The following is a 26,311-nucleotide window of genomic DNA, read 5'->3' as shown; positions in this document are numbered from 1 at the left end:
TTCCGCAGGCCGTATCGGCCTGCCTTCCGGGCCGCACCCGCGCACGTGACGAAGGTCGCTGCGCGCTCCGGCCGGTGGGCGGACCATCACCGGTATGACGGTTACCGAGGAGTTCGCCCTGGCGGAGATGTTCCGTCGCTTCGCCCGGCACGAGTTCCGCGGTGTCTCACCCCGGTACGAGTACCTGTCCGAACTGCTCGCCGAACGACCCGACCTGTCCGAGCCCCTGCGCGCCGCCGGCCCCGGCCAACGACGGGCGATCCTCTACTTCGCCGCCGTCCAGTACCTGCTCCGGACGACGGCTGCGGGGCACCCGCTGGCGGCGTACCTGCCGACCCTCGGGGGCGGCCGGGGAGTCGACGACGGGTTGGGCGTCGCGTTCGCCGACCTGGTCGACGCCTACCGGGACGAGTTGACCGAGCTCTGCGCCACCCGGACCACCCAGACCAACGAGGCCCGGCGGGGGGCGGTGCTGCGGGCCGGGTTCGGCCGGGCGGCCGCGTACGCCGAGGGTCGGCCGCTGCACCTGGTGGAACTCGGCACCAGCGCCGGCCTGCTGCTGATCAGCGACCGGTACGCCTGCCGGTACGTCGGACCCGACGGCCGCACCGAGACGTACGGGCCGACCGGGGTGCCGGAGGCACTGACCATGACCGTCGGCCTGCACGGTCCCGGTTGGCCCGAACCGGCCGCCGCCGAACTGACCGTCACCGACCGGGTGGGCATCGACCTCTCCCCGATCGACGCCACCGACCCGGTGGCCACCGACTGGTTGCGGGCCTGTGTCTGGCCGGAGCAGATCGAGCGGCTGGCCCGGTTGGAGGCGGCGCTGGCCGAGGTGGCCCTGGTCCGGCCGCGACTGGTCGCCGGGGACATGGTGGCGACCCTGCCCGCTCTGCTCGAACAGGTGCCGGACGCGGCGGTGCCGGTGGTCTTCACCTCGATGGCGCTGACCTACCTCGACCGTGCCGACCGGCTCCGGCTGGCCGCGATCCTGGCCGGGGTCGGTGCCCGGCGGGACCTGACGGTGGTGCTCAACGAGGCGTCGGCGGCCGGTGCGGAGCTGTTCCTCGACCGTCGACCGGCGGCGGCCGGGCCGCCCGGAGTGCTCGCCGCCGCGCTGCTCACCGTGGTCGACTGGCGGGACGGCCGGGCCGGCGTCGAGGTGCTGGGCCGCACCGGCGGGCACGGCGACTGGTTGGAATGGCACCCCATGACGTACGCGTACGCGCCGCCGGCCGCCTGAGCCGCCGCCCGTTCCCGGTGGCGACGAGAAGGGGATGCGGCTGCCGAGGAGGTTCGGCGGGCTCCGGTCCCGTGTAACACGACAATGGCTTGATCGTCCGGCCGTCCACAGGCACTCGCCTCGTCCACAGCCGCACGCCGACGGCCGCACCGCAGCGTCGGCCCGGTCACCCTCGACGGATGACGCTGCAACGCAAGGCGGTCGGCGCGTACGGCGAGCGCTGTGCCGTACGGCACCTGGTGGCGAACGGGCTGCGGGTGGTCGACCGCAACTGGCGTACCCCGGCCGGGGAGCAGGGCCCGGCCGGGGAGATCGACATCATCGCCTGGGACGGTGCCGTCCTCGCGTTCTGCGAGGTGAAGACCAGGCGTGGCGCCACCTTCGGCCCGCCCGCCGAGGCGGTGGTGCCGGCGAAGGCGCGGCGGTTGCGGCGGCTGGCCGCGCGGTGGCTGGAACAGTCGGCAGCCCGTCCGGCGGAGGTCCGCTTCGACGTCGTCTCGGTGTTCGCCCCACCGCGCGGGGCGGCGCGGGTGGAACACCTCAAGGGAGCGTTCTGAATCCCTTGCCCGGCCGCGATCCCTCGCCCGGTCGCGCAACCACCGCCGGTAGGCAGAGCGGCACGGGTCAGCCGGGGTTGGCGGCGTTCCAGTCGACGAGTTCGGGCGACCGGTTGGTGATGATCCCGTCCACCCCGAGGCCCTTCAGCTGCTGCCACTGGCTGGCCGAGTCGACCGTCCAGACCATCAGCGCCACCCCGGCCGTGTGCAGGTTGGCGATGACGGCGGGCCGGCCGGTCAACGCCGCCACCGACGGGTTGTACGCGGTCAGGTGGTACTGCCGCGCGACCGCCACCGGGTCCGCGTCGAGGGTGCTGCGCAGCAGGCCGAGCGGGATCTCCGGGGCGAGTTGGTAGCTGTAGGTGAGCGCGCTGGTCTCGAAGCTCTGGATGAAGACCCGGTCGGTCATCTGCTCGGCCCGGATGATGTCGATGATCCTGCCGACCTGCGCTTTGGTGTGCGCACCCTTGATTTCGAGCAGCAGCTTGCCGCCACGGGTACGCAGGTCGGCCAGTTGCTCGGCCAGCGTCGGCAGGCGTACGCCCGCGAACTGCGGGCCGAACCAGGAACCGGCGTCGAGTTGCTTGAGCTGGGCGGCGGTCAGGTTGCGGATCGCACCGGTGCCGTTGGTGGTCCGGTCGACCGTGCTGTCGTGCATGACGAAGGGAACGCCGTCCTTGCTCGGCTGGACGTCGTTCTCGATCCACTCGGCACCCTCGCGTCGGGCGACGTCCTGCGCGACCAGGGTGTTCTCCGGCGCCACGGCGGAGGCGCCCCGATGGGCGATGACCGTCAACGGCGCACCGACCGGCCGGATGTACGGACTCGGCGCCAGCTCGGTGACCCTGACATTGTCGAAAGACACGGTTGCTCCGTTCACGATCAGCGCCTGCACCCCGCCGGCCGAACGCTGCAGACTGCTGGTCCGCAGCACCTCCCGGCCAGCGAAGAACCAGCGCGCGTTGATGCCGTGCACCTCGGCGGCGATGCTGATGTCCCGGCCGGTGCCGGCCGCCGACGGTGCTGCGGCGGTGTTGGTCACGTTCCAGGTGTTCGCCGTGGTGAGCTGGGCGAACTCCAGCCCGTTCGCGGCGGTGCTACCGCTACGCAGGGTGGCGATCCACCACGGCGGGGTGCCGGCGGACGGTACGTCGAGCCCGAGCGCGGTCCACCGGGTCGCCTCGGTCACGGACTCGAATCGGATCGTCGCCTCGAACCGGAAGTCGTTCAGGTGCCGACCGAAGGTGATCTTCTTCGAACCGCTGCCGGCGGCACCGTACAGCCGCCCGTTCCTGACCGTCCAGTCACCGTCGACGGCCCGCCACCCGGCGGGCAGTCCGCCGGTGTCGAAGTTCGCCGAGACGACGACGCTGCCGGGAGCCGCGACGGCCGGCGTGGTGGTGTCGACCACTGTGAGGGTGCCGACCGAGGCGGCCAGCGCCAGCAGTGCGATGGCGACCCGGCCGGGGGCGGTGGCGCGGACGGGCACGAGGCCCGATCGAGAGAAGCCCATGGGTGGGCACGGTAGGACGGACCGGGGAACATCCCACCCGCAAACAGTTACGGCTTCGCAAATCAGGGATGTACGGCTCATCGCCCCCGAAGTGGTCGATCCCGAACGGAAGCGGACCCGGGCTGGCCGTCGGCACCCGCCCAAGGGTTAGAGTGCCGGGCGTCATGACGACCACCTCCGCCACCGACCCCACCGCCGTCGGCCGACCGCTGAGCAAGCTGCCGTCGCTGACCGGCTTGCGCTGGGTCGCCGCCATGCTGGTCTTCGGCTTCCACGTCGGGACGATGCGGGTCATCGCCGAGCCCGACTACCACGCCGTGGTCAGCAAGGTCTTCACCCTCGGCCTGTCCGGGGTCCAGTTCTTCTTCATCCTCAGCGGCTTCGTGCTGGTCTGGTCGGCCCGACCCGGTGACACCCCGCTGGCGTTCTGGCGACGCCGGATCGCGAAGATCTTCCCCAACCACGTGGTGCTGTGGGCGGCCGTACTGCTGCTCGGGCTCTACTGGGCGGACCCGTTCAACCTCAAGGTCGCGATCACCAACCTCTTCCTGGTGCAGGCCTGGAACCCGACCCCGGGCTGGTTCTACAGCGTCAACACCGTGAGCTGGTCGCTCTCCTGCGAGCTGTTCTTCTACCTCTGCCTGCCGCTGGTGCTCCCGCTGATCCGCCGGCTGCGGCCCTGGGTGCTGGTCGCCGTCATCGTCGCGATGCCGCTGCTGATCCTCTCCCTCTGGCCGGGTCAGCTACTGGTGCCGGAGGCCGACCGCTGGTGGTTCACCCAGGTGTTCCCGCTGGTGCGTTCGCTGGAGTTCTGGATGGGGGTGGCGGCGGCCGAGCTGATGGTGCGCGGCCGGTGGCGCGGCCCCAACCTGAAGATCGCCACCCTGATCTTCGTGCTGACCTGGGTGGCCGCCACCCAGTGGATCCGTGCCGAGTTGTGGACGACGCTGCTCGCCGCCGCGTACATCCTGGTGATCGCCGCCGCGGCCGAAGCCGACGTACGAGGCACCTGGTCGCCGTGGCGGTCCCGGCCGATGCGCTGGCTCGGTGAGGTCTCCTTCGCCTACTACCTGGTGCACGTCTTCGTGGTGACCAGTGTGCTGCGGGCCACCAATCACCTGAACGGCTTCCCCGGCTGGTGGGGACCGGCCGCCGCGATCGGCTTCCTGCTGCTCAACCTCCTCCTCGCCGGGCTGCTGTACCGCTTCGTCGAGACCCCGATGATGCGCCTGCTCGGTCCCCGACGGCGCCCGAAGACTCCGCCACCAACCCCGTCGCCGTCGTCACCGTCCTCGCCGTCGTCACCGTCCTCGCCGTCGTCACCGGCGGCGGCACCGTCACCGGCGGCACGCGTCCCGCACCAGCCCGGCCCCGCCGACCGGACGGACGGCCGGGTCACGACCGACAGCCGGGACGCCACCGGCGGGCGGGACACGGGCGACAATCCGGCCGAGGACAGGTCCCGGACCCGGACGTAGTGGGCGTCACACCGAGGCCCAGATCACAGCCGCCGTTCACCGGTCGCCTTGGTACGACCGCACCGACCTGCCAATAGTTGGGGCTGCCGGACGACCGTAGCCACCATTTCGCGGGCCTGTCGCGCGGGCTCGGGCTCGCGACCCGGCCGCCCGATGCGAACCCGGCCGCCCGACGCGAACCCGGCCGCCCGACGCGAACCCGGCCGCCGCCGGTACCGCCGGTACCGGCGGCAGTGCCGGAGACGGTCAACTCACGTTTCGGCGGGACCGGTGGGTGTGACGGCCGGGCGCCACATGGGCTGAACGGCGGGGCCGCCGTCCGGCAGGATGATCGGGCCACCGAGCGCCCGGAACCCGTGCCGCTCGTACAGCCGGCGGTTGCGCGGTGTGCTGGCCTCCAGGTATGCCGCGACCCCGGCGGCGTCGGCCCGCGCCAACTGGTGGGCGAGCATCGCGCCGCCGAGACCACGTCCCCGATGATCGGGTACGACAGCCATCTGTTGCAGGTACCAGTGTGGTTCGCCGTGTGGGTGACGCCGCCGGGTCAGCTCGTACACGAGGCTCATCCGAGGGGCGTACTCCCCGTAGGCGTGGGCGAAGAACGCGTCCAACTCGGCCGGATCGGAGTCCGGAACCGAACCGTCGTCGTACTCCCACAGGGACAGCCCGGCGATCTCACCGGAGTCCGTCCCCGCGACCAGGATCTCACCGGTGGCGAGCACCCCGTGCACCCAGGCGAGGTCTGCTCCGCGCCGGAGGTGACCCGTTCCCGCCGGACCTGCTCGTCCGGGATCACCCAACTGAACACTGCTTCGTCCATACCGGCCACCGCGAGTGCGGTGGCGATCGTCGGCGCGTCGTCCGCGCCGGCCGGTCGTACGGTCACACTTTCGGACATCAGGTCCCCCTCCCCGTTGGGGGAAAAGATAACCGGAATCGGCCACGATGGACGCCCCGTCGGCGAGCGTTGCTTGAGTCTCCAGCGGGTGGAAGGTGCAGGTTGGTGCCATGGACGACACCTCGGCCCGGTACACGATCGGGCAGTTGGCCCGGCGTACCGGGCTTGCGGTGCGGACGATCCGCTACTGGTCCGATGTCGGCGTCGTGCCACCGGTGGACCGGTCCGCCAACGGATACCGACGGTACGACGCGAGCGCGGTCGTCCGGCTCGACCTGGTCCGAACCCTGCGTGAGCTGGGGCTGGGCTTGGATGACGTACGCCGGGTGCTCGCCGGACAGGCGACCCCGGCCGAGGTGGCGCGACTGCACGTACGGGCCCTCGACGCGGAGATCCGTACGCTGCGGCTGCGCCGGGCCGTACTCGCCACTGTCGCGAAGCGCGGCAGCACCACCGGGGAGCTGACATTGATCCACGAACTGGCCCGACTCTCGGTACGGGAACGCCAGCAGATCATCGACACCTTCGTCGACGAGGTCTTCGCCGGTGTCGACGACTCCGACGGCCTGGTTGTCGCCGAGTGGATGCGGGAGTTGCCCGCACACCTGCCCGACGACCCGACCGTCGAGCAGGTGGACGCGTGGGTGGAGTTGGCGAATCTGGTCGCGGACGAGGACTTCCGTCGGTCCGTACGACGGTTGGTGGTCGGCGGCGGAGGCGACAACCGGTTGGACTTCGGTCTCACCATCCGCCCGGCGGTGCTCAGGCACGCGGGGCGGGCGGTGGCGGAGGGGATCGGACCGGCGTCCGCCGAGGGTGCGGCGGTACTGGCTCGGATCGTGCCCGGCGACCTGCCCGCGTCGGAGGTCGCCGCCCTGCTGGCCTGGCTGGAGGCGGTGGCCGATCCCGCCGTGGAGCGATACTGGCAGCTGTTGGGCGAGCTCTTCGGGATCACCCCGGAGCCACCGGCGGTGCCCGCGTTCGCCTGGCTGCTGGCCGCGTTGCGGGCGGCGACGCGCCCCGGATCGCCGCCCCCGGTCGCCGCCGACCAAGAAGCAACCGGATGACGAGAAACCGGCCAGCAGCGAACCGGGTAACCGAGGAACCGGGTAACCAAGCAACCGGGTGACGAGGAACAAGCCTTATTGCGAGACAGTGGCAACAAGAGCATGCTCTGGATCATGTCGACGCCCGATGCCCGCCCGCCGATCCGCCGATCCCTGTTCGCGCACGCGCCGATCCGGCTGAGCCCGCACGCGGTGCTCCGGCAACTGCTCGACCGGGTCGACGCCGACACCCCGCCGAGCGGGCCGGACGGGCCGGTGGCCCAGCTCGAAGGCAGGATCGCCGCCCTGCTCGGCAAGGAATCCGCGCTGTTCTTCCCGACCGGGACGATGGCGCAGCAGGTCGCGCTCCGGATCCACGCCGAGCGTCGGGGCGTGCCCACGTTCGCCGCGCACCCGCAGACCCACCTGGAGGCCTGGGAGGCGCAGGGTTACCAGGTCGTGCACGGGCTGCGGTTCCACCCGGCCGGTGACCGCCACCGGCTGATGACCGGGGCGGACCTCGACGCGATCGGTGAGCCCCTGGCCGCGGTGCTGTGGGAGTTGCCCCAGCGCGACATCGGCGGGCTGCTGCCCGAGTGGGACGACCTGCGCGCGCAGGTCGAGGCGGCGCGGGCCGGCGGGGCGGCGGCGCACCTGGACGGTGCCCGGATCTGGGAGGCGCAGACCTACTACCAGCGGCCGTTCGACGAGATCGCCGGTCTCTTCGACACCGTGTACGTCTCCCTCTACAAGGCCCTCCAGGGCGTACGCGGTGCGATCCTGGCGGCCGACGCGGCGACGATCGCGCAGGCGTCGGTGTGGCGTACCCGGCTCGGCGGGGCCATCCACGATGCCTGGTCGCTCGCCCTGCCCGCGCTCGCCGGGCTGGACACGCTGCTGCCCCGGATGCCGGCCTACCGGGAGCACGCGATCGCGATCGCGGCGGCGATCAACGCCGACGGGGTGGCGCTGGCCTGGCCGGATCCGCCGCAGACGCCGCTGTTCCACGTGCACCTGCCGGCGGGCGGCCCGGCCGTGGAGCGGGCCGCCGCCGCGATGCTCGCCGAACACGGCGTCCAGCTCTTCGGTCGGATCCGGTCCGCGCCGGATCCGACCCGGTCGAGCTTCGAGATCAGCGTGCACGAGAACGCGATGGACTTCACCCCGGCCGAGGTGGTCGAGCTGCTGCGCGAGCTGGTGCTGCGCGCGGTCCGCGAGCGGTGACTAGCCGGCGGCGGCAGCCACCGCCGGACCCTGCACCGGTACGGGGTGACGACTCAGCACCGACACCCGGTTGAACGAGTTGATCGTGATCGCCGCCCAGCTCAGTACGGAGATCTCGTCGGCCGTCAGCACCGAGGAGACCCAGGCGTAGTCGGCGTCGGTGATCCGTTCGCCCGCCACCAGGGTCGCCCCCTCGGCGAGCATCAGCGCGGCCCGTTCCTTCGCGTCGAACAGCTCGGTCTCCCGCCACACCGTCAGTACGGAGAGCCGGTGGCTGGTCTCGCCCTCGGCCAGCGCCCGCGCGGTGTGCAGTTGCAGGCAGTATCCGCACCCGTTGAGCTGCGAGACCCGGATGTTGACCAGTTCGAGCAGGCGACGGCTCAGGCCGAGTTCGGTGGCCTGGGCGCGTACCTGGACGGCGACCGCGCCGAGCGACTTGAAGATCGCGGGTGACTGCTTGTCGAGATAGATCCGGCGGGCCGGTGGCACCTAGGCACCGAGCCGGGCGAGCAGGTTCGGCGTGACCGGGTCGACCAGGTCGTCGTAGTCGTGGTGGCGACCGAGGTACGACTTCACGAACGGGCAGATCGGCACGATCCGCAGCCCGGCCGCGCGTACGTGGTCGAGTGCTCCGCCGACCAGCCGGCCGCCGAGCCCCTGGCCGCCGTACTCCTTGCCGATCTCGGTGTGGAAGAAGACCCGCTGGTCGTCGTTGTCGAAATACTGGGCGAAGCCGGCGACGGTTCCGTCGACGGTGATGGTGTAGCGGTGCCCGGCCTCGTCCAGCTCGACGGTCGGTTCGGGGTTCGGGTTCGTCACGGTGTGCCTCGTCTCCGGGGGTAGGGGTCGGGTGCTCAGGGGCGGAGTTTCAACCGGCCGCCGGGCAGGGGCGGGGCCGGGATGAGCTGCGACCAGTCGGCGGGAAACGGCCCGTACGGCAGGTCACCGGCATCTTCGGCGGCGGTGCCGAACGCCTGCGCCTGCCAGCGGTCCCGGTACGCGACGACCTCCTCGTGCGTACGCCCGATGAAGTTCCACCACATGATGATCCGCTCGTTCAGCGGTTCGCCGCCGAGCAGCAGGATCCGGGCCGGTCCCGCCTCTGCGGTGATGGTCAGGCTGGCCGGTCCGAGTTGGACGAAGAGCAGTTCGGACGGGGCGACGCCGACACCGGCGACGCTGACCCGGCCGTCGTCGACCAGGATGCCGTGCTCGAACGTCGGGTCCACCTCGATCGTCACCGTCGCCCCGGCGTCGAGCCGCAGCTCCGCGCCGACGAGGCGGGTGGCCGTGCGCACCGGGGAGGTCGAGCCGAGCAGCGAGCCGATGAAGACGCTCACCCGGGCACCGTCGATCGTGACCGGCTCGGGGGCGTAGTGCTCGAACCGGGGTTCGCTGTGCCGCTCGTGTTCGGGCAGGGCGACCCAGAGCTGCGCCCCGCGCAGAATCGTGGTGTCCGGGGTCGAGAACTCGGAGTGCGCGATGCCCCGGCCGGCGGTCATCAGGTTCACCTCGCCGGGCCGGACCGTACGGACCGAGCCGACCGTGTCCTTGTGTTCGATCTCGCCGTCGAAGAGCCAGCTGACGGTCTGGAGCCCGGTGTGCGGGTGGCCGTTGACCGCCATTCCGCCGGATTCGGTCACGTCGTCCGGGCCGTAGTGGTCCACGAAACACCAGGCGCCAATCAGCGACCTGGCCCGTTGCGGCAGGGTCCGGCGTACGTTCAACGCCCGCAGCCCGCCGAGCGGAACGAGCCTCGGTTCGAGGATCTGGAGCCCCTCCGGACCGGACTCGCAGGTGGTGAACTCCGGGTCGGCCTCGGTGGTGCTCACGTACGTCCTCCAGCCTCCGGGCGGCGCGCGATCTTCCGCCGTCAACCCGCCGAGCCTAGCCCGCGTCGGTGACCGAGCGGGGTACCCGATCGGCGGGGACCGACAAGATCAGGTTTTGTCGTCGGGGAGGTGGTCGGTGGCCCAGCGGGAGATCTCGGTGAGGACCGGGATGAGGGCCTGGCCGCCCGAGGTCAGCTCGTAGGAGACGGACACCGGAGGGCCGGCGTCCACCGTACGGGCGACGAGGCCGACCTCGGTCAACTCGGACAGCCGGTCGGAAAGCACCGAATCGCTCACACCCTCGACGGCGCGGGACAACTCGCGGAACCCGGCCGGTCCGCTGCGCAGGCTGCCGAGCACCAGGGCACTCCACCGCTTGCCGAGCACCCCGAAGGCACGCGCCAGGGCCGCGTCGGCCCGGTCACAGGCTCCCGCTTCGGCGTGGTTGACGGCCCTGCTCATGCCACCAAAGCTAGCAGATCCGCTGGCGCTATGCTTTTCGAAGCGGCTACTGTTGCCGTCGGTACACCTAAACCAGGTGCAACTCTGAATTCAGGAGCAACGAGCAGATGACTGAGACAACCCGGCCCCGCCCGAGCGTGGCCGTGCTCGGCGGCGGGTACGCCGGATTCAAGGTCGCCAAGGCGCTCGACGACGTCGCCGACGTGACCCTGGTCGACCCCTCCGACGCCTTCCTGCACAACGTGGCCGCCTGGCGAGCGCTGGTCGAGCCCGACTGGGTGGAGCGGATCTTCCTCCCGTACAGCCGGCTCCTGCACCACGGACGGTTCGTGCGCGACCGGGCCGTGGCGGTCGATGGCCGGCAGGTCACGCTCGCCTCCGGCGAGCGTCTGGAGCCCGACCACCTGATCCTGGCCACCGGCTCGTCCTACCCGTTCCCGGCGAAGAGTGACGAGTCGGAGAGCGCGACCGCGCAGGCGAGGTTCCGCGACGCCCACCAGGAGCTGCGCGGCGCCCAGCGGGTGCTGCTGGTCGGCGCCGGGCCGTCCGGCCTGGAGCTCGCCGGGGAGATCAAGTCGTCCTTCCCGGAGAAGCAGGTGACCCTGGTCGACTCCGGATCCGACATCCTGCCCGGCCGGTTCGACCAGGCGCTCCGCGACGAGCTGCGCAACCAGCTCGACAAGCTCGGCGTCGAACTCAAGCTCGGCAGCCGGCTGGATACTTTGCCCGGCATCGCCCCGGCTACCGCCGGACCGGTGTCGGTCACCACGGTCGCGGGTGAGGAGCTGACCGCCGACATCTGGTACCGCTGCTTCGGCGTCGGCCTGCAAACCGACTACCTGCGCGGCACGCTCGCCGAGGCCCGCAACGAGCAGGGGTACGTGCGGGTCGACCGCCAACTGCGGGTCATCGGACACGACCGCGTGTACGCGATCGGCGACATCTCCGACGCCGACGCGAACCTGGCCGGCACGGCCAGCAGGCAGGCCGAACTGGTCGCTGCGAACCTGCGGGCGCTGATCACCGGTGAGGGTGGGACCGCCAGCTACGAGCCGGCCGGAGTCATCATCGCGGTCCCGCTCGGCCCGGAGGGCGGCGCCGGACAGCTCCCCTGGATCGAGGGCATCGCCGGTGCCGAGGCGGTCTCCGGGATCAAGGGCCGCGCGATGCTGGTGGAGATCTACAGCGCCCAGTTCGACGCCCCCGAGCGGGCCTGACCAGGCACCGCTCGGCCGGCCCGGCGACGTTGCGTACGTCGCCGGGCCGGCGTCTGCACTACAACAGGTGTACGCGTTCGATGCCGCCGTCCGGATCGCGTACGGCGAGGCTGCCACCGCCCCGCTCCACCAGCCACAGGACCAGGTTGTAGACGACCAGCGCCCGGTTGATCGTGTCCGTCTTCGTGTCCCGGGTACGCCCACAGGCCGAGTCGAGCGCGTCGACCGCGCGCGGGCTGAGGTTGACGGTCACCTTTACCAGTGACCGGTCCTCGGCTGCGGTCACGGGGTAGCACCGGCGAGCAGAATCGGCACGACCGAGGTCGCTTTGCCGCCGGCCCGCTGCCCGAGCGCCCAGTCGAGTTGGGCGAACAGTTCATCGCCGATGGTCGCCGGCATGCGTGTTCCTCCTGCGCGAGGTACTCCCGACCGACGTCCCCGGAAGGATCGCCTGTGAGATCGACGGTACGCGCCGTGACTATCGACTGCTACCGCCGAGGCGTCGCGACACGACGAGGAGGGCCGGTGGATGCACACCACCGGCCCTCACCCCTATCAACGTCTGGGTCCAGGCGTACCGCCCAACGTCGTCGGCGCCGCTACCCGATCAACGACGATAGGCGCCACCCCACGCGTTATCTGCGAGATAAGAGCGCCCAGCATTGATCATAGATTCGTCGACGACCGGCATCATTTTACATTCGATGTCAGTATCTCCGAACGAGACACGCCCTCCGCAAGCAACACTGACTGCCTGCGTTTGAGGGTGCGATAAGAGACGCGCACATAGTCGGTGAAATCCGGCGGATAATCAACAACTGCAAAAATGTCAGGTGAATCGCCCTTCCAGCCCTCAAGGACCACATCATAACTTGTCACGTGCGCACAGAAATGTGACACACACTCCGGCATTTCTTCGTCAAGAAGAAGGTCACCCTTAGTCATGATCAACTCGAAGACCCTCTTGTTTGCAGGCTGGAAGATTGTCGTCATCCAACACCGCCATGCCGAAACCTGTTCGTCGGACAGCACTTCTTGCTGATCCTTCTGCTGACGGATGTCGCCGTACCTGCTTCGGAATGCCTCGAACGAGATTCGTGTCGAATCAGTGAGCGCGAAGGCCGGCCCGTAGAGCTCGCCGAGTTGGCGATTGATTCTGGTAAGGCGGTCGTTGCGCTCCTGTAGCCGGCGGCTGTGAAAGTAGGTAAACAGGAATCCGAGCCCTGCAACAACCAGCGTTGTCGCCGCCGTGATCGCTACCGTCACTTTTCCCTCACCAAGTTAGTGCGCTCATCATATTTAGTACATGTGCCGTAATGCCTTTGCAAGCCGACGTGGGCATGATTCCGCCCGATTCCCACGGCGAGAAACCGCCGCACTGTCAACCCCACGCCCACCGCCCGGCAAGGGTAGGCGTTCTGAGTTTAGGAGGTCTCCCGCAAGACGGTTATGTCCGTAAATGGAGCCTCCTTAGCAGAACGAGGGCATGATCGTCCGGCCGTCCACAGGGCCCTTCATCGTCCACAGGACGCCTTGAACGGGCTGCCGATGACCGCCCGGACCGGTCACCGTCCTGCCATGACATCCGATCGACCAGCGGCACTCCCCCACGCCGAATCCCTGCCCGCCGCCACACCACCCACCCAACCCTCGTCCCGCATACGTGGCATGCCGGTCCAGGGCGTCGGCGTAGGCCCCCATCCGTCCAAGGTCGAGTCCGGCAGGACGCGGTGAGCTACGCGAAGGTGCTCTGTGTCGGGCTGGTCGGGGTGACCGGGCATCTGGTCGAGGTCGAGGCCGACCTCGCTCCCGGACTGCCCGCCGTTGTCCTGTCCGGCCTGCCCGACACCGCCCTCAACGAAGCCCGCGACCGGGTACGCGCCGCGATCGTCAACTCCGGTCAGCACTGGCCCAACCGCCGGATCACGGTCAACCTGCTCCCCGCCACCCTGCCCAAACACGGCTCCGGATTCGACCTCGCCATCGCGGCGGCGATGCTCGGCGGCTCCGGTGAACTGCCGCTGGCGCCGCTGGCGGACGTGGTGATCCTCGGTGAGCTGGGGCTCGACGGGACCGTACGGCCGATCCGGGGCGTACTGCCGATGGTGGTGGCGGCGGCTCGTGCGGGGATCGGTCAGGTGGTCGTACCGGTCGAGAACGCCGCCGAGGCCGCCGTCGTACCGGGGGTGCGGGTCCGGGCGGCGGACAGCCTGCACCGACTCGTCGCGTACGTCCGGGACGGGGTGGCGCTGCTCGACCCACCGCCGCGCCGGACGGCTCCACCCGTATCCGGGCCGGATCTGGCGGAGGTCGCCGGTCAGGGGCTCGGGCGGCGGGCGGTCGAGGTCGCCGCCGCCGGTGGACACCACCTGGCGCTGCTCGGGCCGCCCGGCGCCGGCAAGACGATGCTCGCCGAACGGCTCCCGTCGATTCTGCCCGAACTGGACGACGAAACCTCCCTGGAGGTGACCGCGCTGCACTCCATCGCCGGCATCCTGCCGCCGGGCGGAGATCTCGTACGCCGCCCGCCGTTCCAGGCTCCGCACCACACCGCCACGGTGCCGGCGATCGTCGGGGGCGGATCGGGACTCGCCCGTCCCGGAGCGGTGTCGTTGGCCCACCGGGGCATCCTGTTCCTGGACGAGGCGGCCGAGTTCCAGTCGCGGGCGCTCGACGCGCTGCGGCAACCGCTGGAGCAGGGCCGGGTGGTGCTCAACCGTGCCAAGGGTGGCACCGAGTATCCGGCCAGGGTGCAACTCGTCCTCGCCTCCAACCCGTGCCCCTGTGCGAAGCCCGCCGGGGACACGCACTGCGAGTGCACGCCGCTGGCCCGTCGGCGCTACCTGTCCCGGATCTCCGGTCCGCTGCTGGACCGGATCGACGTACAGGTGGAGTTGAGCCCGCTGGGGGCGGCCGAGCTGATGGACAGCGGCGAGTCGAACGAGTCGTCGGCCGAGGTCGGCGCTCGGGTCGCGGCGGCACGGGCGGCGGCGACCGCCCGTTGGGCGAAGCTCGGCTGGAAGGTCAACGCCGACGTACCCGGCCCATACCTGCGGCAGGCCCGCTGGCGGCTGTCGGCGGCCAGCACCTACGGGTTGCGGCGGCGGCTGGACAGCGGATCCCTTTCCGCGCGGGGCTTCGACCGGATCATCCGGATGGCGTGGACCATCTCCGACCTCGACGGGCGGGACCGGCCGGGCGCCGACGACGTCGCCGAGGCGATCAACCTACGTACGAGGGAGACGCTGTGAACACCCCGAACCCGACCATCGCTCCGGCTGACCCGACCTCGGATGCTTCGTCAACACCCGACGGACGAGCCGCGATCCGGCTGGCTCGGGTCGCCCTGACCTGGGTCGCCGAACCGGGCACCTGGTCGGTCTACCGGCTCGTGCGGGAGTTCGGGCCGGTTGACGCCCTGGATCGGCTGCTCGCCGGTGACGTACCGGACCGACGGTTGCTGGCTGCGGTGGCGGCCCGGCGGACGGCGGGCGACCCGCGCGAGGTCGCCGCCGCCGCGATCGCGCACACCGAACGGCTCGGCGCCCGCATCGTCGTACCCGAGGACGACGACTGGCCGACGCAGGTCCGCGACCTCGAACCATTGTCGTTGCCCGGTGCCGAACGCAGAATCGACCAGGAAACCGCGCCACCGCTGGCCATCTGGGTACGCGGACAGTGGCCGCTGGCCGAGACGCTGGGCCGGGCGGTCGCCGTCGTGGGTGCCCGAGCCGCCACCCCGTACGGCGGTCACATCGCCACCGAACTCGGCTACGGACTCGCCAACCGGCAGTGGACCGTGGTCTCCGGTGGGGCGCACGGCATCGACGCCGCCGCCCATCGGGGCGCGCTCAACGCGGGCGGGCTGACGGTGGCCGTACTTGCCTGCGGGGTGGATCGGCCTTATCCGGCGAGCAACAGTTCGCTGTTCGACCGGATCGTGGAGACCGGGCTGCTGATCAGCGAGTGGATGCCGGGCGCGGAGCCGCTGCGCCACCGGTTCCTGATTCGCAACCGGCTGATCGCGGCGGCCACCGCCGGGACCGTACTGGTCGAGGCCGCCGCCCGCAGTGGTGCCACCCAGACGCTGCGGCGGGCACTGGCGATCAACCGCCCGGCGATGGTCGTCCCCGGCCCGGTGACCTCCGCGATGTCCGTGGGCGCCCACGAACTGCTCCGCGAACATCCGCGAACCCGGCTGGTGACCGGAGTTCCACACGTACTCGAAGAGGTCGGCCGGATCGGCGCGGACCTGGCGCCGCTCGCCCGCGCGCCCCGGCAGCCGCGCGACCTGCTCGACGACGAATCGGCCCTGGTCCTCGAAGCGCTCCCGCGCCGGGGCGTCCTCGGCCCGGACGAGTTGGCCGCCCGCGCCGGCCTGGACATCCGGCTCACGCTGCGCAAGCTTGCCCTGCTCGAAGACCTCGACCTGATCGTCCGCCGCGAGGGCGGGTACGCCCTCGCGGCACCCGCGCCCCGCCCGACCACCGCCGTCGACATCTGATGCCTCATCGATGATGATGATGGCGGTCAGGCCCGGCCGGCGGCCAGGATCTCCAGGTAGTGCGGGTTATACATGATGCCGAGCACGTTCCCGAACGGGTCGACCACGGAGGCGGTGACGAAACCCGAGGGCCGGTCGACGCGCGGCTCGTACTCCTTCGCGCCCATCGACGTCAGCTTCTCCAGGGCCGCCGTCACGTCGTCCACGTGCCAGAACAGGACCGCGCCGCCGGGCTCGGCCGCTGCCGCCCCGCCGGGCCGGTAGCGGCCGTCGATCAGGCCCAGCTCGTGCTGGTAGTCGCCGATCCGGAACTCCCGGTATCCGGGCTTGCCGTCCGGACCGGGGAACTCGAAGTACGGCTCGATGCCGAGCAGTTCGGCGTACCACCGCGTCGCCGCGTCGAAATCGTCGGCGAAGTAGGTGACCGTCGCCATGCCACGCAAGATCGGGGTGCCGCTCATGGTGAAAACCTCCAAAGCAGATCGTTGTCGCTGGTCAAAAGCGCTTCCCTGGTGCTGTCGAGAACGCTACCGGCCATTGCGGAACGTCCCGTTCCTCAATGCCTGCCAGACTTCGGGAATGTTGGAAACCTCGGTCCGGCTGCTGCGCCTGCTGACCCTGTTGCAGACCCGGCGTACCTGGTCCGGCTCGGACCTGGCCGCCCGCCTCGACGTCACCACCCGGACCGTCCGCAACGACGTCGAGCGGCTGCGCCAACTCGGCTACCAGGTGCACTCCGCCACCGGCACCACCGGCGGCTACCGCCTCGGTGCCGGCACGGCACTGCCCCCGCTGCTGCTCGACGACGAGGAGGCCGTCGCCGTCGCCGTCGGCCTACGGGCCGCCGCCGGGGGTACGGTCGCCGGGATCGAGGACCCGTCGCTGCGGGCCCTGACCAAACTCGAACAGACGTTGCCCACCCGGTTACGCCACCGGATCGACGCGCTGCGCTCGGCCACCGAATCCGCGGCGGGCGGCGGACCAACCGTCGACGTCGACACGCTCAGCATCGTCGCCGCCGCCGCGCGCGACCACGAGCTGCTCCGCTTCGACTATCTCGACCGGGACGGCCGGAGCAGCACCCGCCGGGCGGAACCCCACCGGCTCGTCTACACCGGACGCCGCTGGTACCTGGTCGCCTGGGACACCGACCGGGAGGACTGGCGTACGTACCGGGCCGACCGCATCACCCTCCGACTGCCGAACGGGCCACGCTTCACCCCGCGCGAACCCCCGGAGGGCGGCGCCGCCAGCCACGTCATGCGCGGCCTGCGCTCACTGGCCTGGAAATACAAAGCCCTGGTACGCCTGCACGTGCCCGCCGAGGTCATCGCCGAACGGATGCCCCCGGAGGCCGGCCTGCTGACCGTGATCGACGACCACAACTGCCTGCTGGAAACCGGCTCCGACCTGCTGCACGACCTCGCCGGTTTCCTCGGCAACCTCGACGTCGCCTTCACCGTGCTCGACCCGCCCGAACTCCGCGACCACCTGCGTACGCTCGCCGCCCGCTACTCCGCCGCCGCCGAGTAGCCCCACACCGATGGATGGCGCGAATTTCCCTACCGGGCCGACTCTCGCAGGTCCCCTCTCCCCGTGACATCCGCGACATCGTCGGGGCGTACCCTTCCGCACGGCTCAGCGCAAAGTCGCCCAAACGGAGGGTTTCCATGGCTCTGGTACGACGCGCGTCCGTTCTGGACAACGCCGGACAACTGGTGGTGACGACGGTCGGTCGTGTTGCCGCCCAGGCCGGCACCGCCACGTCCACACCGGTCAACGGCGACGCATCGGCTACCGCCGGCACCCCCGACCAGGGTCAGCCGGACGGCGCCAACGAGGAGGCGCCCGCCGAGGCCGCCTCGGCCACCTCCCAGCAGGCCGGCTTCGGTGCCGTCATCGCCGCGTTCGCGACCATCGCGGCCGGCGGCTACGGTGCGTGGCAGATCTGGTCGAGCGGCGGGGCGGCCACCATCATCCAGCCGCCGGACACCACCGCCGTTTTCGGTACGTTGCTCGTCTTCGCCGCCGCCGTCGAGCGGGTCCTGGAACCCTTCTCCCGCTGGTTCCCCGGCCGGCGTACCGAAGCCGCGTTGGAACAGACGATCGTGGCGCTGGCCAACCGGGCCGGCAACCCCACCCACGCCGACCTTGCCGCCGTGGCACACGCGAAGGCACAGGTCGAGCGGGCGCGCGGCAACCGCACCATTGTGGCCTGGGGCATCGCGACCGCGGTCGCCACGGTCGCCTCCAGTGCCGGCGGGTTCTACGTGCTGCACGCGATCGCCGGCCCGGAGTGGGACGGGCTGCCGGTCTGGGTCGACGCGATCGTCACCGGCGTGATGGTCGGCAGCGGCACCAAGCCGGTGCACGACCTGATCAGCCGGTTCCAGGGCGCCAAGGACCAGGCCCAGAACCCCACCGCCTGACAACGCTTCCCTTCAGCGGGCCGGACCGGAGACCGCTCCGCCCCGGCCCGCCGCCCTTCCCCTCGGCCCGCTGCCCTTCCCCTCGGCCCGCTGCCCTTCCCCTCGGCCCGCTGCCCTTCCCCTCGGCCCGCTGCCCTTCCCCTCGGCCCACCGGCCAGCAGAAGCCGCCCTCCGCCCCGGCCCGCTGACCCTGCCCCGCTGGCGGAAGGTGCACGGCGAGCCGGCTTGACTCCGGTCGCCGTACGGTCGACGGTCACAGGCGATGAGCCGCGACTCCCGCAGTACCCGGGCGATGCACGAGCGTCTGCCGCAGCCGATGCGCGACGCGGTGGACGACTTCGCCCGGCACCTGTCCCGGGTGGACAACCGTTCCCCGCACACCGTCCGGGCGTACGTCGCCGACGTCGTCTCGCTGCTCGACCACGCCGTCCGGCTGGGCTGCGCCACTCCCGCCGACCTGGACCTCGCCGCGTTACGGAGCTGGCTGGCGAAGGTTCGTACGCTCGGCGCCGCCCGTACGAGTTTGGCCCGGCGAGCCGCCTCCGCCCGTACGTTCAGCGGCTGGGCGCACCGCACCGGTCGGATCGCCACCGATGTCGGCGCCCCGCTCGCCAGTCCCAGGGCGCACCGGGAACTGCCGAGCGTGCTCCGGGCCGACCAGGCGACCACTCTCGTACTCGCCCCCGGCGACGAGGCGTCCCCGCTGTCGCTGCGGGACCGGGCGGTGCTCGAACTGCTCTACGGCACCGGGGTACGGGTGAGCGAACTGTGCGGGCTCGACACCGGCGACGTCGACCACGGTCGCCGGGTGGTTCGGGTACTCGGCAAGGGGAACAAGGAACGCTCGGTCCCGTACGGCGCACCGGCACAGCAGGCGCTCGACGACTGGCTCCGGCTCGGGCGGCCGGCGCTGGCCGGGCCGGACAGCGGGGACGCGCTGTTGCTCGGGCAGCGCGGGGCGCGGCTGCTGCCGACCATCGCCCGCCGGGTCGTCGCCACCTACGCACGGGCCGCCGGCCTGCCCCGTACGAGCCCGCACGGGCTGCGCCACTCCGCCGCCACCCATCTGCTGGAAGGCGGCGCCGACCTGCGCGCCGTACAGGAGATGCTCGGCCACGCCTCCCTGTCCAGCACCCAGATCTACACCCACGTCTCCCCCGAACGCCTCCGCGCCGCCTACCGCCAAGCCCACCCCCGCGCCTAAACCCCCACCCCACCCCCACCCCCACCCCCAGGCGCGCACTAATACAGAGAATGAGTGGCTATCGGGGCACGAATTACCACTCATTCTCTGTATTAGTGAGGATCTTGGGGGTGAGGGGAAGGGGCGGCGTGGATAGGATGATTGGGTGAGCGATGGAGGGTCAGCGCCGCCTGAAGCGATTGCTGGGGCACGGTTGTTCTTCTCGCTCGACCCGGCGGTCTCCCATCTCAACCACGGCTCGTTCGGCACCGTGCCGATCAGTGTCCAGCGGGCCCAGCAGCGGCTGCGCGACGAGACCGAGTCCAACCCGCAGCGGTTCTTCACCCGTGGGCTGACCGACCGGATGGCCCACGCCCGCAGCTACCTGGCCACCTTCCTCGGTGCCGACCCGGAGGGGACCGCGCTGGTCGGCAACGCCACCACCGGGGTCGCGGTGGTGTTGCAATCGCTGCGGCTGGAGCCGGGCGACGAGGTGCTCAGCACCGACCACGGCTACGGCGCGGTCAACCTGTCCGTCGAGCGGGAGTGCCGGCGTACGGGCGCGGTGGCGCGGATCCTGACGGTGCCGCTGGCCGCCCCGGACGAGGAACTCGTGGAGATCATCCGGTCCGGTCTACGGCCGGGGCGGACCAAACTGCTGATCGTGGACCAGATCACCTCGCCCACCGCCCGCCTCTTCCCGGTCGACGCGATCGTCGCCGTGGCCCGCGAACTCGGCGTGCCGGTGCTCGTCGACGCGGCGCACGTCCCCGGGATGCTGCCGGTCGAGGTGGACCGGATCGGCGCCGACTTCTGGGTCGGCAACTTCCACAAATGGGCGTACGCCCCCCGTGGCACCGCCGCACTGGTGGTGGCTCCGCGGTGGCGGGCGAAAATCGAACCGCTGGTCGTCTCCTGGGAGCAGGAGACCGGGTTCCCGCTCAACGTCGAGTACCAGGCGACACTCGACTACTCCGGCTGGCTGGCCGCGCCGGTGGGTCTGTTCACCCTGCGCAGCATGGGCGTCGACCGGGTTCGGGCGCACAACGCCGCGCTGGCCGCGTACGGGCAGCGGGTGGTGGGTGCGGCGCTCGGTCTGGGGCCGGCCGACCTGCCGGACCCCGGCGGACCGACGGTCTCCATGCGCCTGGTTCCGCTGCCGGACGGTCTGGGCACCACCTTTGCCGACGCGCTCGCGCTGCGGCAGCGGATCGCCGACACCCTCGCCATCGACGTTTTCCTCGGCCCGTGGAACGGCCGGGGCTGGCTGCGGCTCAGCGCGCAGGTCTACAACCGGGCCGAGGAGTACGACCGGCTCGCCGAGGCCCTGCCCGACCTGCTCGCCACCGCCCGCTGACGCCGGTTACCGGTAGCAGCCGGACCCTGGCCAGGCCGAGCAGTGCCAGCGGGTCGAGGTAGTGCTCGCCCCGGCGCAGCCCCCAGTGCAGGCAGGTCTCGCTGGGACAGCCGGGGTGGCCGGGGAGCAGTGCACCGATCGCCTCCCCGGAGGTGAGCCGGTCACCTGGGTGGACCGACGGCTCGACGGGTTGGTAGGTGGTCCGTAGCCCGTCGGTGTGGGAGACGCTGACCACCGGTGTGCCGGCGACCCGACCGGCGAAGAGCACCACGCCGGGGCCGGCCGTGCGGACCGGCGCGCCGGCCGGGCCTTCGAGGTCGACGCCGCGATGACCCGACTGCCACGGGACCGGTGGCGGGTCGAACCGCCGGGCCACCCGGGGTACGCCCGCGAGCGGCCACCGCCAGCCTGACCCGACCGGCGCCGCCTCGACCACGACCGACCGGAACAGGACCGAGCCGATCCGGGACGGCCCGACCGCAGCCGACCGGCCTGCGGGCGTCAGCAGCCCCGCCACCAGCGCTGCCGACAGCAGCGCGGCGAGCGGGATCGGTGGTGGCGCCGGGCGTCGGTACGTCCTCATGGCGCGAGCGTGGCCGGTGGCGCCCGGCGACACAACCGGGTCGGGGTCGGGCTGTGGACAGCCTGACCGGCTGTGGAAAACGTCCGCCGAGGCGGTTGATCTGCTATGGCCGACGGGGCGCCCGACAGCTCGGGACCTTCGCCCTGTCGGTCGGCGGCTGCGTGCCGGATGGTCGCAGGATGCGCGGAGCCTGCGGATGTGATGCGACACGTACGGTCGACCACCCCCGTGGGGTGTGCCGGGCGGAACCTAGGCTGGGCCCGGTGTGCCCGATCACGGGCCCGAGCCGGGGAGGCCGACTGATGACCACGGTGGACGAGGTGAGTGGCCCGTCGCGGCTGGCGTTGCCGGGCGAGGGGATCAGCGCGGAGGAGCTGCAACTGGCCGCCCGCAACCACGGGCTGCCGTTGGAGGCGCTGCGGTACGACGTGACGCCGATCGGCCTGCACTACCTGCTCACTCACTATGACATTCCGGACACCAGTGCCGAGACCCACACGCTCACCGTCGACGGTCGGGTGGACACCCCGCTGGTCCTCGACCTGGCCGAGCTGAGGCGCCGCCCCCGGGTCACCCACCGGGTCACCATGGAGTGCGCCGGGAACGGCCGGGCCCTGCTGGAGCCCCGCCCGGTGAGCCAGCCGTGGCTGGTCGAGGCGGTCGGCACGGCGGAATGGACCGGCACCCCGCTGGCGCCACTGCTGCGCGAGGCGGGGCTGGCGTCGGACGCGATCGAGGTCCTCTTCACCGGCGCCGACCATGGCGTGGAGCGCGGGGTGGAGCAGGACTACCAGCGGTCGCTGCCGGTGCCGGAGGCGCTGCGCGAGGACGTGCTGCTGGCGTACGAGATGAATGGTCTTCCGTTGTTGCCGCAGCACGGCGCCCCGCTGCGCCTGGTCGTGCCCGGCTGGTACGGCATGGCGCACGTCAAGTGGCTACACCGGATCGAGCTGCTGGACCGGGAGTTCACCGGTTACCAGAACGCGGAGGCCTACCGGGTACGCCAGCACGCCGACGATCCGGGCGTGCCGGTGACCCGGATCGAGCCGAGGGCGTTGGTCCAGCCGCCCGGCTTTCCCGACTTCATGTCCCGGTCACGGGCCCTGCGGCCCGGTACGGTCCCGCTGACCGGCCGCGCCTGGTCCGGTCACGCCCCGGTGACCGGGGTGGAGGTGACCGTCGACGGCGGCCTCACCTGGGCCCCGGCAACCCTCGAACCGGCTGCCGAGGGCACCGGCGACGGGTCGACGGGCACGCAGTGGGCCTGGCGCCGCTGGCGGTACGACTGGGTCGCCACGCCCGGCCGGTACACCCTGAGCGCTCGGGCGACCGACGCGTCGGGGCGGGTTCAGCCGGTGGAGCAGCCGTGGAACCGGGGCGGGTTCGCCAACAACCTGGTGCAGCGGGTCGAGGTCGCCGTTCTCGACGAGTGAGTGGCCACGCTCGGGGGTCGGCGGCCGTGCCGCCGGCCCCCGCCGGTAACTCGGTGCTCAGTTGCTCGGGTTACGCAGGGTGGCCGAGGTTGACTCAGTTGCCGAAGCCGGAATCCGCCGGAAGGGAGATCTCCGGCTTTTCCAGCTCTTCCACGTTGACGTCCTTGAACGTCATGACCCGGACATTCTTCACGAAGCGCGCAGGCCGGTACATATCCCAGACCCACGCGTCGTGCATCTCCACCTCGAAGTAGACCTCGCCGTCCGAGTTCCGCACGTGCAGGTCGACCTGATTGGCAAGATAGAACCGGCGCTCGGTCTCGACCACGTAGGAGAACTGGCGGACGATATCGCGGTACTCCCGGTAGAGCTGCAGTTCCATCTCGGTCTCGTACTTCTCGAGATCTTCCGCGCTCATCGCACTCCGCCTTCCATGGCCACATCTTCCCCCACCGACGCTGGCGGCCGAGGCTGCTCCCCCAACGCCACGCCGACGGTACCCCCTGTCGGGGTCGTCCGCTTCCTCGACTCATCCCCACCGACCCGCACCGGTCGCCGGGACCGTGGCGGGCTGCCGGCCCGACCCGAGATCGACGCCACGTTCACGTACGAGAAGCGGTGCTCCTCGCACGGTCCGTGACGCTCCAGCGCCGCCGTGTGCTCCGCCGTGATGTAACCCTTGTGGTCGGCGAACCCGTAACCGGGGTACCGACCGTCCAGCTCCACCATGATCCGGTCACGGGTGACCTTGGCCAGCACGCTGGCGGCGGCGACGCAGGCGGCAACCTGATCACCTTTCCACACGGCGAGACCCGGCACACCGAGACCGTCCACCCCGAAGCCGTCGGTGAGCACGTACTCCGGTCGGGTGGACAGCGACGCCAGCGCCCGGCGCATCGCGGCCAGGTTGCACACGTGCAGCCCGCGCGCGTCCACCTCGGCCGCCGGGATGACCACCACCGCGTACGCCAGCGCCTGGTCGACCACGGACCGGTAGACCCGCTCGCGGGCGGCCGGGGTGAGCAGCTTCGAATCGGCCAGCTCGTCGATCTCGCCGCGCCGCCCCTCGGGCAGTACGGCGGCGGCGGCCACCAGCGGACCGGCACAGGCTCCCCGTCCGGCCTCGTCCGCACCGGCGACGTGCCGGAAGCCGCGTCGTTGCAGGGCGCGCTCCAGCGCGTACAGGCCGCCCTCCCGGCGGACCACGGTGCGCGGCGGGGTCAGCACTACCGCTCACCGCCCAGCAGGCGGCGCAGCAGGGCCGGCAGCTCGGTCGGGTAGAACCGCTCGTCGGTGCGGTCGAGTTCGGCGACCGACCACCACCGGTGCTCGTCGATGCTGTCCCGCTCGATCTGGTCGAAGCCGGTCGTGTCGACCTCGAAGGCGGCGGGTCCGGCCGGCACCCGGACCACGAAGAAGTCCTGCTCCTGGCGGTACCACCGGCCGGCGAACGGAAACTCGGTGATCTCCTGCCAGACCGGCTCGCCGACCTGGTCGGCGGTCAGCCGCAGCCCGGTCTCCTCGGCCAGCTCGCGGACCGCGCCGTCGACCGGGGACTCGCCGTCGTCCAGGCCACCGCCGGGGGTGAACCAGTAGCGGTGCTCGGGCCGCGCCGGATCCCAGCCGTGGAACAGCAGCACCCGGTCGGCGGTGTCGAGCAGCAGCACCCGGGCGGCCCGGCGAGGGGTGAAGACGGTCACCGGCTCAGCCTAGACGCGCCCGGTCCGCCCGAATACGGGCGCCCGGGGCGGAAGGCGACCCAGCGGGGCCCGCATGGACCGGTGTTACGGATTGGGGACCCCGTCGTACGAGTCGGGCACCGACAACCACTTGGCCCGGTCCAGCGGCCAGAAGACGGTGAAGGCCCGCCCGACCACCGAGTCCACCGGGATGGTGGCCAGGTTGATGTCCCCGTCGGGGTTGGCGGACTTCGACTGCTCCCAGTGCTCCAACGAGTCACCGGAGGCCGACCGGTGGTCGCCCATCACCCAGAGCCGGCCCTTCGGCACGGTGATGTCGAACTCCTCGTCGGCGGCCCGGTCCCGGACCCCGTTCTCGCTGAAGATGTACGGCTCGTCCAGCGAGTGCCCGTTGATCATCAGTCGGTCCTGCGGGTCGCAGCAGACGATGTGGTCGCCGCCGACGCCGATCACCCGCTTGATGAAGTCCTCGCCGTCGGGGTTGTTGCTCCACTCGAACGGCGCCTTGAAGACCACGACCTCACCCCGGTCGGGGGTGCGGAAGTCGTAGACCAGCTTGTTGACGAGCACCCGGTCGTTGATGTCCAGGGTGTGCTGCATCGACGGGGACGGGATGTAGAAGGTCTGCAGCACGAATGCCCGGACCAGGACCGCGACCAGCACGGCCACGCCCAGCAGGATCGGAAGTTCCCGCCAGAAGGAGTTACGCGGCTTCGGCTTGTCGGTCTGCTCGTCAATCACGGGTGGAGCCTACGATGCCGAGCTGGGAGCCAGCGCCGGGAACTCGCGGAAATCAACAACGGCCCCAGGATCGGCACTACGACCGCGAGTCCGACGCCGCCGTCCGATGTGACCGGCGGGTGCGCCCCGGCCGGTGCGGCGACCACCTCGGGCAACTTCTCGAAGGTCTCCGGCACCGACAGCGAGTCCCACCGGCTGTACGGCCAGACGACGACAAAGGCCCGGCCGATCACGTTCTCGATCGGCACCGGGCCCTGGCACCGGGCGTCCTGCGAGACGAGTCGATGGTCGCCCATCACGAAGAGCTGCCCCGCCGGGACCACCACCTCGTCGAACCGTCGGGAGCGGCACTCCTTGGGGTCCGGCGGGATGTCCAGCGGCGAGTCCTGCAACACGTACGTCTCGTCGAGCGGGACGTCGTTGACGGTCACCCGACCCTGCTCGTCGCAGCACTTGACCCGGTCGCCGGGGACCCCGACGACGCGCTTGATGAAGTCCTTCTCGCCGGGGCGGCTGACCCCGACCAGGTCGCCCACGGTCCGGCCGAGCTTGCCGACGAAGCCCGGCTCGGGCTCGTCGCTCTGCTGCGGCGCCCAGCGGTCGGTGCCCCGGAACACGACGACCTCGCCGCGAACCGGGTCCCGCATGTCGTACACGACCTTGTTGACCAGCACCCGGTCGCCGACCAGCAGGGTGTCCTCCATGGACCCCGAGGGGATGAAGAACGCCTGGAGCAGGAAACTGCGGATCAGTACGGCGAGGCAGAACGCGACCACGAGGAGCAGTGGCAGCTCCTGCCAGAGCGGCATCTGCTTGCGGGCACGTCGGACCCGTCGGCGCCAGGGCTCGACGTCGTCCTGTTCTTCCACGCTACGTACCACGCATCTCCCCGGTCCCGAGATACAGCA

Annotated in this window: 28 protein-coding genes; 13 read left to right on the top strand and 15 right to left on the bottom strand. The window is 71.0% G+C overall.

The window, feature by feature from the left end:
- Nucleotides 1–94: 94 nt before the first annotated feature.
- Entirely contained in the window at nt 95–1,246 is a 1,152-nt protein-coding gene (locus ACZ6QQ_RS05800) for a DUF2332 domain-containing protein (protein ID WP_465874689.1), read from the top strand.
- Nucleotides 1,247–1,425: 179 nt separating this feature from the next.
- Nucleotides 1,426–1,803: a YraN family protein gene (locus tag ACZ6QQ_RS05795; RefSeq protein WP_465874688.1), complete on the top strand. Its 378-nt coding sequence runs from the start codon at nt 1,426–1,428 to the stop codon at nt 1,801–1,803.
- A gap of 67 nt (nt 1,804–1,870) precedes the next feature.
- On the opposite strand, the gene ACZ6QQ_RS05790 is transcribed toward ACZ6QQ_RS05795, so the two are convergent.
- Nucleotides 1,871–3,316 carry a glycerophosphodiester phosphodiesterase gene (locus ACZ6QQ_RS05790; protein ID WP_465874687.1) on the bottom strand — a complete coding sequence of 482 codons (1,446 nt, stop codon included), beginning with the start codon at nt 3,314–3,316 and terminating at the stop codon, nt 1,871–1,873.
- Between the two features lie 164 nt (nt 3,317–3,480).
- Between ACZ6QQ_RS05790 and ACZ6QQ_RS05785 the strand changes: the two genes are divergently transcribed.
- The gene (locus ACZ6QQ_RS05785) at nt 3,481–4,794 is read left to right on the top strand and encodes an acyltransferase family protein (RefSeq protein WP_465874686.1); all 1,314 of its coding nucleotides are present in this window, start codon (nt 3,481–3,483) and stop codon (nt 4,792–4,794) included.
- A gap of 251 nt (nt 4,795–5,045) precedes the next feature.
- On the opposite strand, the gene ACZ6QQ_RS05780 is transcribed toward ACZ6QQ_RS05785, so the two are convergent.
- Nucleotides 5,046–5,594 (bottom strand): GNAT family N-acetyltransferase, encoded by a 549-nt coding sequence (locus tag ACZ6QQ_RS05780; protein WP_465874685.1) that lies wholly within the window; start codon nt 5,592–5,594, stop codon nt 5,046–5,048.
- 208 nt (nt 5,595–5,802) lie between these two features.
- Here ACZ6QQ_RS05780 and ACZ6QQ_RS05775 point away from each other — a divergent pair, with 208 nt between their 5' ends.
- Together ACZ6QQ_RS05775 and ACZ6QQ_RS05770 are read left to right on the top strand one after the other, a co-directional pair.
- Entirely contained in the window at nt 5,803–6,759 is a 957-nt protein-coding gene (locus ACZ6QQ_RS05775) for a helix-turn-helix domain-containing protein (RefSeq protein WP_465874684.1), read from the top strand.
- A gap of 114 nt (nt 6,760–6,873) precedes the next feature.
- Nucleotides 6,874–7,962: a threonine aldolase family protein gene (locus ACZ6QQ_RS05770; protein WP_465874683.1), complete on the top strand. Its 1,089-nt coding sequence runs from the start codon at nt 6,874–6,876 to the stop codon at nt 7,960–7,962.
- On the opposite strand, the gene ACZ6QQ_RS05765 is transcribed toward ACZ6QQ_RS05770, so the two are convergent.
- From ACZ6QQ_RS05765 to ACZ6QQ_RS05750, 4 genes are all read right to left on the bottom strand, one after another.
- Complete coding sequence (locus ACZ6QQ_RS05765; RefSeq protein WP_465874682.1) at nt 7,963–8,451, bottom strand: carboxymuconolactone decarboxylase family protein; 489 nt, start codon at nt 8,449–8,451, stop codon at nt 7,963–7,965. It abuts the gene before it with no gap.
- Nucleotides 8,452–8,781 carry a GNAT family N-acetyltransferase gene (locus ACZ6QQ_RS05760; RefSeq protein WP_465874681.1) on the bottom strand — a complete coding sequence of 110 codons (330 nt, stop codon included), beginning with the start codon at nt 8,779–8,781 and terminating at the stop codon, nt 8,452–8,454.
- 35 nt (nt 8,782–8,816) lie between these two features.
- A complete protein-coding gene (locus ACZ6QQ_RS05755) occupies nt 8,817–9,794 on the bottom strand; it encodes a pirin family protein (RefSeq protein ID WP_465874680.1) in 978 nt (325 codons plus the stop codon).
- Between the two features lie 108 nt (nt 9,795–9,902).
- Nucleotides 9,903–10,256 (bottom strand): winged helix-turn-helix transcriptional regulator, encoded by a 354-nt coding sequence (locus tag ACZ6QQ_RS05750; RefSeq protein WP_465874679.1) that lies wholly within the window; start codon nt 10,254–10,256, stop codon nt 9,903–9,905.
- Nucleotides 10,257–10,363: 107 nt separating this feature from the next.
- On the opposite strand from ACZ6QQ_RS05750, the gene ACZ6QQ_RS05745 reads away from it, so the two are divergent.
- A complete protein-coding gene (locus ACZ6QQ_RS05745; protein WP_465874678.1) occupies nt 10,364–11,473 on the top strand; it encodes an NAD(P)/FAD-dependent oxidoreductase in 1,110 nt (369 codons plus the stop codon).
- Between the two features lie 58 nt (nt 11,474–11,531).
- Here the strand turns inward: ACZ6QQ_RS05745 and ACZ6QQ_RS05740 are convergent, their stop codons facing one another.
- Together ACZ6QQ_RS05740 and ACZ6QQ_RS05735 are read right to left on the bottom strand one after the other, a co-directional pair.
- Nucleotides 11,532–11,759 carry a hypothetical protein gene (locus tag ACZ6QQ_RS05740; RefSeq protein ID WP_465874677.1) on the bottom strand — a complete coding sequence of 76 codons (228 nt, stop codon included), beginning with the start codon at nt 11,757–11,759 and terminating at the stop codon, nt 11,532–11,534.
- Between the two features lie 404 nt (nt 11,760–12,163).
- The gene (locus tag ACZ6QQ_RS05735; RefSeq protein ID WP_465874676.1) at nt 12,164–12,739 is read right to left on the bottom strand and encodes a hypothetical protein; all 576 of its coding nucleotides are present in this window, start codon (nt 12,737–12,739) and stop codon (nt 12,164–12,166) included.
- A 464-nt stretch (nt 12,740–13,203) separates the two neighbouring features.
- On the opposite strand from ACZ6QQ_RS05735, the gene ACZ6QQ_RS05730 reads away from it, so the two are divergent.
- Entirely contained in the window at nt 13,204–14,724 is a 1,521-nt protein-coding gene (locus ACZ6QQ_RS05730; protein WP_465874675.1) for a YifB family Mg chelatase-like AAA ATPase, read from the top strand.
- On the top strand, nt 14,721–15,977 hold the full coding sequence (gene dprA / locus ACZ6QQ_RS05725; RefSeq protein ID WP_465874674.1) for a DNA-processing protein DprA: 1,257 nt from the start codon (nt 14,721–14,723) through the stop codon (nt 15,975–15,977). Before ACZ6QQ_RS05730 ends, dprA begins: the two co-directional genes overlap by 4 nt.
- A 26-nt stretch (nt 15,978–16,003) precedes the next feature.
- Here the strand turns inward: dprA and ACZ6QQ_RS05720 are convergent, their stop codons facing one another.
- A complete protein-coding gene (locus ACZ6QQ_RS05720; RefSeq protein ID WP_465874673.1) occupies nt 16,004–16,438 on the bottom strand; it encodes a VOC family protein in 435 nt (144 codons plus the stop codon).
- Nucleotides 16,439–16,556: 118 nt separating this feature from the next.
- On the opposite strand from ACZ6QQ_RS05720, the gene ACZ6QQ_RS05715 reads away from it, so the two are divergent.
- The 4 genes from ACZ6QQ_RS05715 (at nt 16,557) to ACZ6QQ_RS05700 (ending at nt 20,946) form a co-directional block, all read left to right on the top strand.
- Nucleotides 16,557–17,510: a helix-turn-helix transcriptional regulator gene (locus ACZ6QQ_RS05715; protein WP_465874672.1), complete on the top strand. Its 954-nt coding sequence runs from the start codon at nt 16,557–16,559 to the stop codon at nt 17,508–17,510.
- A gap of 137 nt (nt 17,511–17,647) precedes the next feature.
- The gene (locus tag ACZ6QQ_RS05710) at nt 17,648–18,406 is read left to right on the top strand and encodes a hypothetical protein (RefSeq protein ID WP_465874671.1); all 759 of its coding nucleotides are present in this window, start codon (nt 17,648–17,650) and stop codon (nt 18,404–18,406) included.
- Nucleotides 18,407–18,668: 262 nt separating this feature from the next.
- Nucleotides 18,669–19,610, top strand: coding sequence for a tyrosine recombinase XerC (locus ACZ6QQ_RS05705; RefSeq protein WP_465874670.1), 942 nt, complete (start codon nt 18,669–18,671; stop codon nt 19,608–19,610).
- 193 nt (nt 19,611–19,803) lie between these two features.
- A complete protein-coding gene (locus tag ACZ6QQ_RS05700; protein ID WP_465874669.1) occupies nt 19,804–20,946 on the top strand; it encodes an aminotransferase class V-fold PLP-dependent enzyme in 1,143 nt (380 codons plus the stop codon).
- Here the strand turns inward: ACZ6QQ_RS05700 and ACZ6QQ_RS05695 are convergent.
- Nucleotides 20,864–21,529, bottom strand: a complete 666-nt coding sequence (locus ACZ6QQ_RS05695) for a murein hydrolase activator EnvC family protein (protein WP_465874668.1) — start codon at nt 21,527–21,529, stop codon at nt 20,864–20,866. The genes ACZ6QQ_RS05700 and ACZ6QQ_RS05695 overlap by 83 nt on opposite strands.
- Before the next feature lie 302 nt (nt 21,530–21,831).
- Here ACZ6QQ_RS05695 and ACZ6QQ_RS05690 point away from each other — a divergent pair, with 302 nt between their 5' ends.
- Nucleotides 21,832–22,962 (top strand): sulfite oxidase, encoded by a 1,131-nt coding sequence (locus tag ACZ6QQ_RS05690; RefSeq protein WP_465874667.1) that lies wholly within the window; start codon nt 21,832–21,834, stop codon nt 22,960–22,962.
- A gap of 94 nt (nt 22,963–23,056) precedes the next feature.
- Here the strand turns inward: ACZ6QQ_RS05690 and ACZ6QQ_RS05685 are convergent, their stop codons facing one another.
- From ACZ6QQ_RS05685 to lepB (ACZ6QQ_RS05665), 5 genes are all read right to left on the bottom strand, one after another.
- Nucleotides 23,057–23,380, bottom strand: coding sequence for a DUF2469 domain-containing protein (locus tag ACZ6QQ_RS05685; RefSeq protein ID WP_121158970.1), 324 nt, complete (start codon nt 23,378–23,380; stop codon nt 23,057–23,059).
- The gene (locus ACZ6QQ_RS05680; protein WP_465874666.1) at nt 23,377–24,189 is read right to left on the bottom strand and encodes a ribonuclease HII; all 813 of its coding nucleotides are present in this window, start codon (nt 24,187–24,189) and stop codon (nt 23,377–23,379) included. The genes ACZ6QQ_RS05685 and ACZ6QQ_RS05680 overlap by 4 nt, the downstream gene beginning before the upstream one ends.
- Entirely contained in the window at nt 24,189–24,662 is a 474-nt protein-coding gene (locus tag ACZ6QQ_RS05675) for an NUDIX hydrolase (RefSeq protein WP_465874665.1), read from the bottom strand. Before ACZ6QQ_RS05675 ends, ACZ6QQ_RS05680 begins: the two co-directional genes overlap by 1 nt.
- Before the next feature lie 84 nt (nt 24,663–24,746).
- The gene (gene lepB / locus ACZ6QQ_RS05670; protein WP_465874664.1) at nt 24,747–25,403 is read right to left on the bottom strand and encodes a signal peptidase I; all 657 of its coding nucleotides are present in this window, start codon (nt 25,401–25,403) and stop codon (nt 24,747–24,749) included.
- Nucleotides 25,400–26,284 carry a signal peptidase I gene (gene lepB / locus ACZ6QQ_RS05665; protein ID WP_465874663.1) on the bottom strand — a complete coding sequence of 295 codons (885 nt, stop codon included), beginning with the start codon at nt 26,282–26,284 and terminating at the stop codon, nt 25,400–25,402. The genes lepB (ACZ6QQ_RS05670) and lepB (ACZ6QQ_RS05665) overlap by 4 nt, the downstream gene beginning before the upstream one ends.
- Nucleotides 26,285–26,311 lie beyond the last annotated feature (27 nt).

It is taken from the genome of Micromonospora sp. NPDC049529 (assembly GCF_055586685.1).
Note: the sequence above shows the minus strand (reverse complement) of the source record. Positions and strands in the feature narration are given on the sequence as shown.